Below are 15240 nucleotides of genomic sequence, written 5' to 3'. Positions count from 1 at the left end.
TTTGCTAAAGATTTTAGCCCCCATGGCAGGCTACACAGACATAGCCTTTAGGGAAGTGGCAAGTGAAAAGGGTGCAGACATTACTGTAACTGAAATGGTGTCGGCCATGGCACTTGTATATGAAAATAAAAAAACTATAGACCTCTTGGACATATCTCCCAAGGAGAAAAAAGTTGCAGTCCAAATTTTTGGCAGCGACCCAGATGTTATGGGCCAGGCTGCAAAAATTTTAAATGACTACGATTTTTCTTATGTGGATATAAACATGGGTTGTCCTGCACCGAAGATTGTAAAAAATAATTCGGGCTCTCATCTCTTAAGTGATCCGTCACTTGTTTACGATATTGTTAAGTCTGTTGTAAAAAATTCCAACAAGCCTGTTACTGCAAAGGTCCGTAAGGGAATAGGCGGAGTTTCATCTATGAAAGCCATAAAAAATATTGAAGCTGCAGGTGCGACCTTTGTAACAGTTCATGGCAGAACGAGAGAAGAATACTACACAGGCAAGGCTGACTGGGACTTCATAAAAGAAGTTAAGGAAAATGTAAAAATTCCTGTAATAGGAAATGGTGATGTTGCTAGTCCAGAAGATGCCATAGAAAAAATAAATTATTCAAAGGTCGATGGTCTTGCAATAGGACGAGGGGCCATAGGAAACTCTTACATCTTTGATCAAATTGAAGAATTAATAAAAACTGGTGACTACTACAAGCCAAGTGACAAGGAAAAGCTACTATTAATGATTGATGAACTTGAAAGAAAAATTGCCTACAAGGGAGAGAAACTTGGCATACTTGAGATGAGAAAGGTCTATGCAGAATACTTCAAGGGCATGAAGGGGTCCAAGGAAGTTAGGAATAAATTAAATAGCCTAAAGGATAAGGACGAAATCCTAAATACAATTAATGAATATATAGAAAAAATTTAAATTTAAAACTCTGCGACCTTGCAGGGTTTATTTTTTTGTAAAAGTTGGCGAAAGTCTTCTTAATACTTAATCTTCTTGACATTTAGCCACCTTTAAATTATAATAGCCTAGATTAAAAGGTTTTGTGAAAGGCGGCTCACGCCTTATTTTTTATATAATTGAGGGAGAGAGAATTTTGGAAAAAGATATATTTTTTACACCGGAAGGTCTAGAAAAAATCGAAAATGAAATTGAGTATTTAAAAACAGTTAGAAGAAAAGAAGTTTCTGAAAGAATTAAGGTAGCTCTTGGCTATGGAGACCTTTCTGAAAACTCTGAATATGACGAAGCAAAAAACGAACAAGCACAAGTTGAAGAGAGAATCGCTAAACTTGAAATGATGGTTCGTAATGCTAAAATTATAGATGAAAAAGATTTAAATACAGACGTTGTTAACATTGGATCAAGTGTAAAAGTTAGAGAACTTGACACAATGGAAGAAGACGAGTACACAATTGTTGGTTCAGCAGAAGCAGACCCACTAGAAGGAAAAATTTCTAACGAATCACCAGTAGGCTCAAAACTTATTGGCAACCGTGTTGGCGATGTTGTTGAAGTTGAAGTTCCAGATGGAATTATTAAGTACGAAATTTGTGGAATAACTATTTAGGAGGCAGTTTGTGAAGAAAACAGAAGATGCAAATCTAAATGAAATGCTTTTGTTAAAGAGACAAAAGCTTGAAGAATTAAAAAATGAAGGCAAGGACCCCTTTGTCCATGAAACTTATGATGTAACTGCACACTCAGTTGGAATCAAGGAAGAATTCAACGAAGCAGACGAAAGAGAAGTTTCTATTGCTGGACGTATTATGAGCAAGAGACGTCACGGAAAAATTTGCTTCCTAGACCTTAGAGATTCAGAAGGAAGTATCCAAGTTTTTGCAAGAAAAGATGTCCTTGAAGAAAAATACGAAGACGTTAAGGGCATTGACATTGGAGATATTGTTGGAGTTAAGGGAATTGTATTCAAGACAGAAGCTGGTGAAATTACAGTTCGTGCAACTGATATAAGCCTACTTTCTAAATCACTACAAATCCTTCCAGAAAAATTCCACGGACTTAAGGACCCAGACCTAAGATACAGACAAAGATATGTTGACTTAATTGTAAATCCTGAAGTTAAGGATGTATTTATTAAGAGAAATAAAATCATCAAGAAGATTAGAGAATTCTTAGACAATAAGGACTTCCTAGAAGTTGAAACACCAATCCTTGGTACAGTAGCAGGTGGTGCAAACGCAAGACCTTTCTACACTCATCACAACACTCTTGATATTGATATGCAACTGAGAATTGCAAACGAACTTTTCCTAAAGAGACTAATTGTTGGTGGCTTTGACAAGGTTTATGAAATGGGCAAGATGTTTAGAAATGAAGGTATGGACACTAAGCATAATCCTGAATTTACAAACATTGAACTTTACCAAGCCTATGCTGACTACGAAGAAATGATGAGAATCACTGAAGATCTATTTGAATACGTAGCACTTGAAGTTCTTGGAACAGATACAATTAACTACCAAGGCACAGAAATTTGTCTAAAGGCACCTTGGAAGAGAATCACAATGATTGATGCAGTCAAAAAATATGCTGATGTTGACTTCAATGAAATTGATACAGATGAAAAGGCAAGAGAAGTTGCAAGAGAAAAGGGACTTGATGTAAATGACAATGATACTTGGGGCAAGCTTCTTTCAGAAATGTTTGAAGAATTCTGTGAAGAACACCTTGTTGAACCAACATTTGTAATTGGTCACCCAGTAGATGTATCCCCACTTGCAAAGAGAAACCCTGAGGACCCAAGACTTACACAAAGGTTTGAAGCCTTTATTAACACTTGGGAATTTGCCAATGCCTTCTCAGAGCTTAATGACCCAATAGATCAAAGAGAAAGATTTGAAGCTCAAGTTGCAGAAAAGGCAGCAGGAGATGACGAAGCTCATCCAATGGACTCAGACTTTATTAACGCAATTGAAGTTGGTCTTCCACCAACAGGTGGACTTGGAATTGGTGTAGACAGGATGATTGTCCTTCTTACTGATCAACCAAGCATTAGGGACGTACTTCTATTCCCAACAATGAAGCCAATAGGCTTAGAAAAGGCAGAAAATGGGGGTTTGTCAAAAGAAACTTACGAAACTTACGACAAACTTACGACAGAAGAAATTGACCTTTCAAAAGTGAAAGTTGAACCATTATTTGAAGATATGGTAGACTTTGAAACTTTCTCAAAATCTGATTTTAGAGTTGTAAAGGTTAAAAACTGCGAAGAAGTTCCTAAGTCAAAAAAACTTTTGAAATTTACATTAGATGATGGTTCTGAAAAAGAAAGAGTTATTTTATCTGGTATTAAGGAATATTACAGCGCAGAGAGCTTAATTGGAAAGACACTACTTGCAATTTGTAATCTTCCTCCTCGTAAGATGATGGGAATCGACTCAGAAGGTATGATTATATCTGCAATTTGTGAGTATGACGGTGAAGAAAAACTTAACTTAATAATGCTGGATGATAATATTCCAGCAGGATCAAAATTATATTAAAGGACACGCTAATTATGAAACTGGGGTTTGTTATGAATCCCAGTTTAATTTTTAGGAGTATGTATGAGATGGATAATTAGAATAATTTTATTACCGATAAGATTAGTGTTGAGTTTGCTCATAGCTTTTTTAACCTTCATATTAAGTTTGAGTACTGCGTTGTTAAGCGTAGTTTCTACTTTGATTTTTATAATTGGAATAGCTAGCATTTTTCAAGGAGACAAGCAAATTGTAATTGAAGCACTAATATTAGCATTTTTATTTAGTCCATTTGGATTACCTAAATTAGGTATATATGTTATTGGATTATTAGAATTATTAAACTATACAATAAAATCAATTTGAAGAAAAATAAATATAAGACAACCGTAGACGATAGAAAGCAATAATTCTGTCGTCTTTTTTTATTTTAAAGAGAGGAGGTAGGAATGAATTTTGATTATTTTTATAATAGGCAATCTGAGATGTATAACTTCATTAGGTTACCTATGGTATTAATGGAAGATGAGATTTTTGAGAGCATTTCTATTGAAGCTAAAGTTTTGTATTCATATATGCTTAATCGAATGGGTCTTTCATATAAAAATGGCTGGATAGATGAAGATGGAAAAGTCTTTATTTACTACACAATGGATGCTATTAAAGAGCAATTTAACTGTGCTAATGATAAAGCCTTAAAGATTATAAATGAGCTTGATATAAAATCAGGAATTGGATTGATAGAAAAGAAAAGACAAGGACTTGGAAAACCAAATAGGATATATGTTAAAGATTTTATGAGTGTTTTCTCCGATTCAAATAATAGAAATCCAGATTTCCGAAAAGCAGAAGTCCAGACTTCCGATAATCGGAATTCAAGAACTCCTAATAACAGACTTCAAGATTTCCGAAAATCGGAAGGTAACTATAACAATATTAGTAATAATGAGTTAAGAAAGAATGATTTTAGTAAGGGACAAAAGCCTTATGGAATATATAAAAACATATTTTTGACTGATGAAGAATACAAGGACTTAACAAATGAGTTAGGAAGTAGAATTAGTGACTACATTGATAGGTTGTCGTCATATATGAAAGCAAATAACAGAGTGTATCAAGATCACAAGGCAACGATAATCAATTGGTATCTTAATGATCAGGCAAAAAACATTAATGATAATACAACAAGGAAAATGAATTACGATATAGGAGAGAGTTTATGAAGAACTTAAAAGATTTTGTATTAAGAGAAAATGATATTGAAAGAAATGGACATATTTATTGTAAGGTATGTGATAAAAGAGTCGATGGAGAATTACTTGACCTTGGCTTTACAAAGTTTATTCCAAGAATTAAATGTGAATGTGAAATAAAAAGAGATAAGGAAAATGAAGAAAGAGAAAGACTAATGAAAATATCATCGCTAAAAAGAGATTGTTTCTCATCGCCACTCCAACACCAATATAATTTTGAGAGATTCTTAAATGAAAAAGGTCAAGCTTACAAGGTTGCTTACAATTATGCTAAAAGTTTTGAACAAATGAAGGAAGACAATGTTGGACTTTTATTTTATGGAGATGTTGGCAGTGGAAAGACTTATCTTGCTTGTTCTATTGCAAATGAATTAATTGAAAGAGAACAAGTTAAAGTTAAGATTATGAATTTATCTCAGGTTATAAATCAAATACAAAAATCAGCATTTAAGCTAGATTCAAATGAAATAATAAGTAACCTCTCTAATATTCCATTGTTAATCTTAGATGACCTTGGAATTGAAAGGGATACATCTTATGCAAGAGAACAAGTATATAACATTATAAACTCAAGATACTTAAAGGGTAGGCCGACAATTTTTACTACAAACTTATCATTGGAAATTATTCAAAATCCTAATATTGAACTTGAGTATCAGAGGATATATTCAAGAATACTTGAAATGACAATACCAGTTAAAGTTACGGGAGAAGATTTTAGAAGAAAAATTCATCAAGAGAAGTTAAGAAAATACAAAGAGTTACTTTTATATGGAGGTGGAATAGATGATTAATGAAGAAGTATCAAGGTCAAGTCTTAATCTTGAAGTAAGACTTGCAAAAGCAACAAGTAAAGCAATTCTTGATGCCTTAAAGAAAGTTCACAAGCAAATAGAAGAACAAGGAGGTTTGAAAAATGTAATAAAAAATAATGGAGAAGAAGTAAAACTAAAAGATATGGTTAAAAAGGGACAGTTAGAAGAAATTAATCTAAAGGATCCTGAGTTAAAAGAACTAAAGAAAATTTTAAATAAACACGGAGTGAAGTTTTCTGTTATGAAAGATAAGGAAACTGGAAACCACTCTGTGTTTTTTCAATCTAAGGATATAAAAGTAATGGAACATGCCTTTAAAAAAGCAGTTAAGGGTTCTGAAAGAAAGGCCGATAGAAAAGATTCAATAACGAAGACAATAAATAAGTTTAAAGATATGGCTAAGGACACCATCAGCAAAGATAAAGTTAAAAATAAACATAAGGAGCAAAGCTTATGATAAGTAATTTAAAAACATTTGAAAATAAGAATTTTGGAAAACTCACTGTTATAGAAAAAGACGGTGAGTTTTTCTTTATAGCAAATGAAGTAGCAACTATGTTAGGATATGTCAATCCGAGGAAAGCTATTTATGACCATGTAGATGAGGAAGATAAGGGTGTAACGAAATGGAACACCCCTGGAGGAATACAGAATATTTCAATAATTAATGAGTCAGGATTGTATTCACTTATCCTTTCATCAAAACTACCACAAGCAAAAATATTCAAAGCTTGGGTAACGAGAGAAGTCTTACCAAGTATTAGAAAGAATGGAGGATATATAGTAGGTCAAGAAAAGAAAACCAATGAAGAGTTACTTGCAGATGCAATTTTAGTAGCCAATAGAATTATTGCTGAAAGAGAAGAAGAGATTGACGAATTAAGACCAAAGGCAGACTATTATGACAAACTAGTAGATTATAACCTACTTACAAACTTTAGAAATACTGCCAAAGAGTTAGGAATACCACAAAACCAATTTATAAGTTTTCTAATGGATAAGGGATTAATTTACAGAGATAAGAAAAAGAAACTCTTACCTTATGCAGATAAGAACAAGGGATACTTTGAAGTGAAAGAATGGGTTGATCCACTAGGTACACTTGTAGGAATACAAACATTTATAACACCAAAGGGAAGACACTACCTACTAATTCTATTAGATAGTGAAGGTTTCTACGATGAATAAGGTATTAGAAGCCATTCTTTCTGATATTAAAAACTTAATTAAAATAGACAACCCAAAGAAATTTATATTATCAAACATTCTTTATCTATCATTCTTCTACATTGGAAATATCTTTTCTAAGCACATCAATTCTTATGTTGGAGGAGATATTGTTGATAGAATAATGGTGGGAATTTCTGACATAGGAACTTTATCTTATATACCAAGCCTTAAGCCAAGGGACTTATTAGTAGGTATTTCAGTTGCTGCCCTTGTTAAGTTAATTGTTTATAGTAAAGGTAAAAACAAAAAGAAATACAGGCAAGGTAAAGAGTATGGATCTGCAAGATGGGGAGAAAGTAAGGATATTGCTCCATATATTGACCCTAAGTTTGAAAATAATGTTCTTATAACTAATACTGAAAGACTTACAATGAACTCAAGACCTAAAAACCCTAAATACGCTAGAAATAAAAATGTATTAGTAATAGGTGGTTCTGGATCAGGTAAAACAAGATTTTATGTCAAGCCAAATCTAATGCAAATGCACTCTTCCTATGTAGTAACAGACCCTAAGGGGACACTTGTGTTAGAGTGTGGGAAAATGCTTTATGAAAATGGTTACGACATAAAGATTTTAAACACAATAAACTTCAAAAAGTCTATGAAATACAATCCCTTTGCATATTTGAGAAGTGAAAAAGATATTTTAAAGCTTGTCCAAACTATAATTGCAAATACTAAGGGAGATGGAGAAAAGGCAGGAGAAGATTTCTGGGTAAAGGCTGAAAAGTTATATTACACTGCTCTTATTGGGTATATTTATTATGAAGCACCTGAAGAAGAAAAGAACTTTAAGACACTTTTGGATATGATTGACGCAAGTGAGGTTAGAGAAGATGACGAAACCTATATGAACCCAATTGATAGGCTCTTTGAAGCTCTTGAAAAGAAAGACCCAAGTCATTTCGCAGTTAAGCAATACAAGAAATATAAGCTGGCAGCAGGAAAAACTGCCAAGTCAATTTTAATATCATGTGGAGCAAGACTTGCACCCTTTGATATAAGAGAGCTTAGAGAACTAATGAGCGAAGATGAACTAGAACTCGATAAAATTGGAGATAGGAAAACTGCCTTGTTTGTAATAATATCAGATACAGATGATACATTTAATTTTGTAGTTTCAATAATGTATTCTCAATTATTTAATCTACTTTGTGATAAGGCAGATGATGTGTATGGTGGAAGACTTCCAGTTCATGTTAGGTGTCTACTTGATGAGTTTGCAAATATAGGCTTAATTCCAAAATTTGAAAAACTAATAGCGACAATTCGTTCAAGAGAAATATCAGCAAGTATAATACTGCAAGCACAATCTCAATTAAAAGCAATCTATAAGGACCATGCAGATACAATAGTTGGTAACTGCGACTCTACACTCTTTTTAGGAGGAAAAGAAAAAACAACAGTAAAAGAGTTATCAGAAACCTTAGGAAAAGAAACCATAGACCTATATAACACATCAGAAACAAGATCCAATCAAAAATCTTTTGGTCTAAATTACCAAAAAACTGGCAAGGAACTAATGAGCCAAGATGAAATAACTGTAATGGATGGCGGTAAGTGTATATACCAGCTAAGAGGAGTAAGACCTTTTCTATCTGATAAATTTGATATTACAAAGCATAAGAATTACAAGTTGTTGGAAGATTATGATAAGAAGAACTTGTTTGATGTGGAAGAGTATTTAACAAATAGAGATAAAATAAAAATAAACAGGAACAGTTTGATTACAAGATTATGAATTAAGCCTAGGATAAAAATATTTTTGGTATAATATCTATATAAACCATGGAGGTAGGCATATGAGGTCTTATGAAAGTAAGGAAGAATTAAAAAATGAGATAAAGAAAACTTTTGGAAAATATATTTCAGAGTTTGATAATATCCCAGAAGAATTAAAAGATAAAAGAGTAGATCAAGTTGATAGGACACCAGCTGAAAATCTTGCCTATCAAGTAGGTTGGACAACTTTAGTTTTGAAATGGGAAGAAGATGAAAAAAAAGGAATTGAGGTTAAAACGCCATCTGACAAATTTAAGTGGAATCAACTTGGAGAATTGTATCAATGGTTTACAGATACCTATGCTCATAAATCGTTAAAGGAATTAAAAGAACAACTATCACAGAATATAGAAGATATTTACTCTTTGATAGATAATCTTACAGAGGAAGAATTATTTAAACCACATATGAGAAAATGGGCAGATGAAGCAACAAAAACTGCAACTTGGGAAGTATATAAATTTATCCATGTAAATACAGTAGCACCATTTGGAACATTTAGGACTAAGATTAGAAAATGGAAAAAACTTAATAATTTTGTGAATGTAATTAAATAATAAGGTTGGTGCTTTAATTGAATTATGAAAAATTTAAAAAAATAATAAATAGAAAAACCTCTATAATAGTATTAGATACAAATGTAATACTTGACTTAGCTCGATATTCATTATACAGTAGCAAAAACATATTAGAAATTTTCAAGGAGTGTAAGGATTTAATATGGATTCCGAATCAAGTGTATAAAGAATTTAATAAAAATAAATATAGCGTATTCGGACAATTGAAAAAAAAGTATCAAAATTTTGAAAAAGATTTACTAAGAGTAATTGAAAGGAGTCAAAAAAATTTAGAGAGTGTCTTGATTAAATCATCTAAATATAATTATTTTGGAAGAAAAAATTTGGAGAATGATTTAAATAACAAGTTAGTTGAATTAAAACGAATAATCAAATCTTATAAAAATAGTGTTGGTATTGAATATGATGAAATAACAACAGATTCTCCTGAAATAATTAAAGATATAGATAATCTTATTTCATATTTAGAAAAAAATAATAGGATAGGTAATAGGATAAGGTTTAGTGAACAATTAAAAATTATTAGAGAGGGTGAACTTAGGTATAAATATAAAATTCCGCCTGGATATGAGGACATTAATAAAGATGGAGTTGAAAAATTTGGAGATTTATTTGTTTGGAAAGAGATATTAGATTTACCAGTTGAAAAATCAGTAAAAGATATTATTTTTATTACGAATGATATAAAAGAAGACTGGTGGAGTAAGGATAGTCAAGATAATTTAGTAGTTCACGATAAATTATTAAGTGAATTTAAAGAAAAAAATCCAAATGTAAATATTGAATTTTTAACAACAGGAATGTTTCAGAATTTCGCTTCAAAAGTATATGATAGATATGATTTTAATGTTTATGTAGATTTAAATAGAAAAGATGTGTCATATGTAGAAAGAGTAAAACAAGATATTTCTAATGATATAGTTGACAGTATTTATAATAACAACTATTATTATCTAGAATCGTATGTTATTGGAAGTGAGGGTATTGAAGAATTAGATATAAATAATTGTGAATTCAATGAGATATTAGATACTTATGAAGAGTTTACAGACGAGATTGTTAGTATAACTTATGAGCTAGAATATTTAATAAATTTAAGTTGTGTATCCTTTGATTATTGGGGACGTGATGATGATACAAAAGAAGTCATACAATCACCACCAATAGAACAAGAATTTAGTGGAAGTGTCATAGTTAATGTCACAAGATTAATTAATAAAGATGATATCGAAGAAGATTCTTTTTATATTAATAATGATAAAGAATATACAGATATTGAAATAATTGAAATTCAGATAGATCAAGATTCTATAAACAAAAATGAAGAAGACTACGATGACTCTTATTTAGAAGAGGAGAATTACAATAATGATTATGCATTTATTTGCTCTAAATGTGGAAAGGGATTTAAGGATAGGCGAGAAGATGTAGGTGGTATTTGTCGAGATTGTTCATTTAATGATTAATAATATAGGATATTTTATTAAAGCAGTAATTATAAAGTTTACTGCTTTTTTTATACTCAAAATTAGGAGGTTAAGATGTTAAGGATAAGAGCTCCTACTTAGAACAATTTAATAAGGAATAATGTATAGCGATTGGAAATAAATAGATCCAGTCGCTTTTTTAATTGAAATTTATAGATTAAGGAGAAGAAATCAATGGATAGAGAAATGATAAATATTAATGCAAATTTAGTTAAGGAAGCTGAATTTTCAGAATTTGAAAAAGATGAAGAAAGTGTTCAAGTAGCTAATTTTGCTCTTGTAAAAAAATATGGAAAAGGCAAAGAATATACAAATTGTTCAGTATATGGAGAAAAGGTAGAAATTGCAAAAGAATTTGAAAAAGGAGATCTAATCCATGTCTTTGGATATTTCAAAGAAAACAAAAAAGGAGATAAGGTCTACAAGAATTTTATAGTTAAATCACTAAACAAAATAGAAAATAAGAAAGAAAACGAGGAGGAATAATATGGAATTTTTTACAGCTGGAGTTGGAGTTTTAAAGACACTTGTAACTGCAATTGGTGCAGGTTTAGGAGCATGGGGAGTTATTAACTTAATGGAAGGTTATGGTAATGATAACCCTGGTGCTAAATCTCAAGGTATTAAGCAGCTTATGGCTGGTGGGGGAATTGTACTAATCGGTATCAAATTAATTCCACTACTTGCAAATGCTTTAAATTAGGAGAAAGTCTATGTTTGGTATCTTTGACAAGCTAACTGAATTTTTTAAGGATATGCTACTCGGAGGTATCAAAGCAAATCTTGAGTCCATGTTCTTAGATATAAATGACAAGGTAGGAGTTATTGCAACTGATGTTGGGAAGACACCAATGGGTTGGAATGGAGAAGTATATAACTTTATAAAAAACATTAATGATAATGTAATTGTTCCAATAGCAGGTCTTATCATAACAGCAGTTTTATGTATTGAACTCATAAATATGGTTATGCAAAAGAATAATATGCATGATACAGATACTTTTGAGTTTTTCAAATACATTATAAAGATGTTTATAGCAGTCTACCTTGCAAGCCATGCCTTTGAATTTTCAATGGCAGTCTTTGATGTGGCACAAAATCTTGTAAACAAAGCGGCAGGGGTAATCACTACTTCTGCCACTGTTTCAGGAGATCAGATAGTTGCAATGGTTGATACATTAAAAGAAAAAGATGTTGGTGCATTAATAATGATATTAGTTGAAACAAGCCTTGTAAGGATTGCAATTCAATGTATATCTTTAACTATTACCTTAATAGTATATGGGCGTATGTTTGAAATATATGTCTACTCATCAGTATCATCCATACCATTTGCGACTATGGGAAATAAAGAATGGGGTCAGATTGGAACAAATTATATCAAGGGACTTTTTGCCTTGGGGCTACAAGGTTTGTTTTTGATGGTATGTTTAGGTATCTACACCGTTTTAATAAGGACGGTACAGATTACAGATATTCACAAAAGCTTGTTTAGTATATTAGGATATGCTCTACTACTTGGACTTATGATGTTTAAGAGTGGAACAGTTGCAAAAAGTATTATGAATACGCACTAGGAGGAATAAATGTTAAAAAAGAAAAATTGTGCTTTATTGGGATTTGGAATTTTATTGGGAGGAACTTATGAGATCTTAAAAGAGAAAAGAAGAAATGAAGAAATTAGAAACTTGAAGAGGAGAATAAATAGACTCGGAAGATGTCACAATGAATTTGTTATGTATCAAGGAGAATACAATGACAGAAATGAAGAAAAACAAGAAGAATTAGAAGAAAGAATTAGCTACCTAGAAGAAGAAACAACATCTAATTATGACCATATACTTGAACTTTCCAAAGAAGAAGTAAAGGGAGATTAAAATGGCGTATGTACCAATACCAAAAGATTTGGATAAGATTAAAACAAAGGTTGCCTTTAACTTAACCAAAAGACAACTTATAGGTTTTTCTGTGGCAGGAATAATTGGCATACCAACTTATATATTTATGAAGAAATATCTACCTAATGATGTTTCTATTATTGTAATGCTAATGGTAACCCTGCCAATCTTTTTTATAACCTTATATGAAAAAGACACCTTAACTTTTGAAAAATATTTTAAATTTTTCTATCTTCATAAATTTTATCAACCAGCTAAGAGAATAAGAAAGGAGGCATACCTTGAAGCAAAGAAAAAAGCAAATCAGCGACTTAAATCTAAGGGAAAAACAATTAAAAAAAGACCGAAAGGAAGTAAGAAGGCTAAAAACAAAGAAAGATCCAACAAATAGTCTTCGAAGTGTACTTTTAAAGAAAGAGAAAAAGAGATTTACTGTTGAGGATACAATTCCATATATAAGAATGTTACCAGAGGGCATTTGCCAGTTAGATGAAAAAAATTATTCAAAGACAATTTCATTTCAAGATATAAATTACCAGTTGGCATTGGAAGAAGATAGAGATTTAATCTTTAACCAATTTGCCAACTTTTTAAATTCTTTTGATCCAAGTGTCCACATTGAACTTTCATATGTAAATCAATTAGGAAGAAATAGAGACCTACAAGATGCAATTAAAATTGCTGATAAGGGAGACTTCTATGACGATGTAAGAAAAGAGTTTAGGGAGATGTTAAAGCTTCAACTTGCAAAGGGAAATAACGGACTTAAAAAGATGAAGTATATAACCTTTACCACAGAAGCTGATAACCTAGAGCAAGCAAGAGCAAAGTTAAATAGACTTGAAGTGGATATTTTATCTAACTTTAAATCTATGGGAGTAAGAGCAGAGAGCCTTGATGGCGAAGAAAGACTAAGACTCGTTCATGATATGTTAAATCCAGACAAAAACTTTGATTTTTCATATAAGGATTTGAAGAAGAAAGAGTCTACAAAGTCACATATAACTCCCAATATCTTTAATTTTGCACCAGCAAATAATTTTAAATTTGGGAAATTCATTGGAGCAGTAAGTCATTTTCAAATACTTGCAAGCGAGTTATCAGACAGAATGTTATCTGAGTTTTTAGATATTGATGACAATATTTATGTAGCTTTTCATATAGATGTAGTTGAACAAGCAGAAGCTATTAAACTCATTAAGAGAAAAAATACAGATCTAGATAGAATGAAAATTGAAGAACAAAAGAAAGCAGTTCGAGCAGGATATGATATGGATATTATCCCTTCAGATATAAATACTTTTGGGGCTGATGTTAAGTCCATGTTATCTGACTTACAGAATAGAGATGAAAGGCTCTTTGTAGTTACCATAGTAATGATGAATTTTTCTAGGACTAATCAAAAGTTAGAAAACACTATTGCTCAAATCTCATCAATTGCTAACAGACATAATTGTCAGGTAAAAAGATTATCTCACCAACAAGAGCAAGGACTTGTTTCTGTCCTACCTCTAGGAGTTAACCAAGTCGAAATAAAAAGATTTTTAACTTCATCATCAACGGCAGTTTTTATGCCTTTTACAACAGAAGAGCTATTTATTGATTCGGCAAATTCTTTGTACTATGGATTAAATGCCCTTAGCCAAAACTTGATTATGGCAGATAGGAAGAAACTAAAGAACCCTAACGGACTAATATTAGGAACACCAGGTTCTGGTAAATCTTTCTCGGCAAAAAGAGAGATGGCAAATGCAATTCTTGTCACAGATGATGATGTAATTATTTGTGATCCTGAAGGCGAGTATTCAAACCTTGTAAAACAATTTAATGGAGAAGTTATTAAAGTTTCGGCAAAATCAAAGGACTATCTAAATCCATTAGATATTAATATGAACTATGGAGATGGGGACGCACCTTTAAAGGATAAGGCGAACTTCATAATGTCTATGCTTGAACTTGTAGTAGGAGGATCTGGTCTTACTGCTGCAGAAAAATCTGTTATAGATAGGTGTTTACCAAAGATATACCAAAAATATTTTGAAGACCCCAAACCAGAAAATATGCCTATATTAGGAGATTTATACGATATGCTCCTATCCCAAGAAGAGGGAGTTGGCAGAAAACTAGCAACAGAAATGGAAATTTATGTTAAGGGAAGTCTTAATGTATTTAATAATAGGTCAAATGTTGATCTAAATAGGCAATTGCTCTGTTTTGATATAAAAGAGCTAGGAACACAACTTAAAAAAATAGGTATGCTTGTAATTCAAGACCAGGTTTGGAACAAGGTTTCCCTTAATAGAGGAAGCAAGTCTACAAGATACTATATAGATGAGTTCCACCTTTTATTAAAAGACCCACAAACTGCTTCATATTCAGTAGAAATCTGGAAAAGATTTAGAAAATGGGGAGGTATTCCAACAGGTATAACTCAAAACGTAAAAGACCTTTTAACAAGTCAGGAAATTGAAAATATCTTTGACAATACAGACTTTGTTCTAATGTTAAATCAAGCATCTGGAGATAGAGATATTCTTGCTAAGAAATTAAAAATATCGCCTTATCAGTTAAACTATATTACTAATTCAAACGCAGGTGAGGGACTCTTATTCTTCGGAAATACCATTGTTCCATTTATAGACAAATTCCCTAAAGACACCATGCTATATAAGCTAATGACAACAAAACCAGAAGAAGCTAAGTAGGTG

General features: G+C 31.8%; 17 protein-coding genes. All 17 read left to right on the top strand.

Going from position 1 to position 15240, the window contains the following annotated elements:
- Position 1: 1 nt before the first annotated feature.
- The 17 genes from dusB to DRZ96_RS09960 all read left to right on the top strand — a co-directional run bounded on the left by dusB (position 2) and on the right by DRZ96_RS09960 (position 15237).
- A complete protein-coding gene (gene dusB / locus DRZ96_RS10040) occupies positions 2–928 on the top strand; it encodes a tRNA dihydrouridine synthase DusB (RefSeq protein ID WP_112890541.1) in 927 nt (308 codons plus the stop codon).
- 175 nt (positions 929–1103) lie between these two features.
- Positions 1104–1577, top strand: a complete 474-nt coding sequence (greA, locus tag DRZ96_RS10035; RefSeq protein WP_070702145.1) for a transcription elongation factor GreA — start codon at positions 1104–1106, stop codon at positions 1575–1577.
- 43 nt (positions 1578–1620) lie between these two features.
- Complete coding sequence (gene lysS / locus DRZ96_RS10030; RefSeq protein ID WP_172605492.1) at positions 1621–3510, top strand: lysine--tRNA ligase; 1890 nt, start codon at positions 1621–1623, stop codon at positions 3508–3510.
- A 63-nt stretch (positions 3511–3573) separates the two neighbouring features.
- On the top strand, positions 3574–3855 hold the full coding sequence (locus DRZ96_RS10025; RefSeq protein ID WP_001267200.1) for a CD1845 family protein: 282 nt from the start codon (positions 3574–3576) through the stop codon (positions 3853–3855).
- Positions 3856–3938: 83 nt separating this feature from the next.
- Complete coding sequence (locus tag DRZ96_RS10020; protein ID WP_006700833.1) at positions 3939–4712, top strand: replication initiator protein A; 774 nt, start codon at positions 3939–3941, stop codon at positions 4710–4712.
- A complete protein-coding gene (locus DRZ96_RS10015) occupies positions 4709–5536 on the top strand; it encodes an ATP-binding protein (protein WP_112890539.1) in 828 nt (275 codons plus the stop codon). Before DRZ96_RS10020 ends, DRZ96_RS10015 begins: the two co-directional genes overlap by 4 nt.
- Positions 5529–6014 (top strand): PcfB family protein, encoded by a 486-nt coding sequence (locus DRZ96_RS10010; protein WP_112890538.1) that lies wholly within the window; start codon positions 5529–5531, stop codon positions 6012–6014. Before DRZ96_RS10015 ends, DRZ96_RS10010 begins: the two co-directional genes overlap by 8 nt.
- Positions 6011–6745 (top strand): BRO family protein, encoded by a 735-nt coding sequence (locus DRZ96_RS10005; protein ID WP_112890537.1) that lies wholly within the window; start codon positions 6011–6013, stop codon positions 6743–6745. The genes DRZ96_RS10010 and DRZ96_RS10005 overlap by 4 nt, the downstream gene beginning before the upstream one ends.
- Entirely contained in the window at positions 6738–8528 is a 1791-nt protein-coding gene (locus tag DRZ96_RS10000; RefSeq protein ID WP_112890536.1) for a VirD4-like conjugal transfer protein, CD1115 family, read from the top strand. The genes DRZ96_RS10005 and DRZ96_RS10000 overlap by 8 nt, the downstream gene beginning before the upstream one ends.
- Positions 8529–8589: 61 nt before the next feature.
- Positions 8590–9126, top strand: a complete 537-nt coding sequence (locus DRZ96_RS09995) for a ClbS/DfsB family four-helix bundle protein (RefSeq protein WP_001258251.1) — start codon at positions 8590–8592, stop codon at positions 9124–9126.
- 17 nt (positions 9127–9143) lie between these two features.
- Positions 9144–10613 (top strand): PIN-like domain-containing protein, encoded by a 1470-nt coding sequence (locus DRZ96_RS09990; protein WP_112890535.1) that lies wholly within the window; start codon positions 9144–9146, stop codon positions 10611–10613.
- Between the two features lie 195 nt (positions 10614–10808).
- Positions 10809–11120 carry a single-stranded DNA-binding protein gene (locus DRZ96_RS09985; protein ID WP_112890534.1) on the top strand — a complete coding sequence of 104 codons (312 nt, stop codon included), beginning with the start codon at positions 10809–10811 and terminating at the stop codon, positions 11118–11120.
- A 1-nt stretch (position 11121) separates the two neighbouring features.
- Complete coding sequence (locus DRZ96_RS09980) at positions 11122–11337, top strand: Maff2 family mobile element protein (RefSeq protein WP_000394204.1); 216 nt, start codon at positions 11122–11124, stop codon at positions 11335–11337.
- Between the two features lie 10 nt (positions 11338–11347).
- Positions 11348–12211, top strand: a complete 864-nt coding sequence (locus DRZ96_RS09975; protein ID WP_072469068.1) for a VirB6/TrbL-like conjugal transfer protein, CD1112 family — start codon at positions 11348–11350, stop codon at positions 12209–12211.
- 9 nt (positions 12212–12220) lie between these two features.
- Positions 12221–12511, top strand: coding sequence for a hypothetical protein (locus DRZ96_RS09970; RefSeq protein ID WP_112890533.1), 291 nt, complete (start codon positions 12221–12223; stop codon positions 12509–12511).
- Position 12512: 1 nt separating this feature from the next.
- Positions 12513–12923, top strand: a complete 411-nt coding sequence (locus DRZ96_RS09965) for a PrgI family protein (RefSeq protein ID WP_112890532.1) — start codon at positions 12513–12515, stop codon at positions 12921–12923.
- Positions 12814–15237: a VirB4-like conjugal transfer ATPase, CD1110 family gene (locus DRZ96_RS09960; RefSeq protein ID WP_112890531.1), complete on the top strand. Its 2424-nt coding sequence runs from the start codon at positions 12814–12816 to the stop codon at positions 15235–15237. The genes DRZ96_RS09965 and DRZ96_RS09960 overlap by 110 nt, the downstream gene beginning before the upstream one ends.
- The last annotated feature ends 3 nt before the right edge of the window (positions 15238–15240 follow it).

The organism is Peptoniphilus harei (assembly GCF_900454685.1).
GTDB classification, from domain to species: domain Bacteria; phylum Bacillota; class Clostridia; order Tissierellales; family Peptoniphilaceae; genus Peptoniphilus_A; species Peptoniphilus_A harei.
Note: the sequence above shows the minus strand (reverse complement) of the source record. Positions and strands in the feature narration are given on the sequence as shown.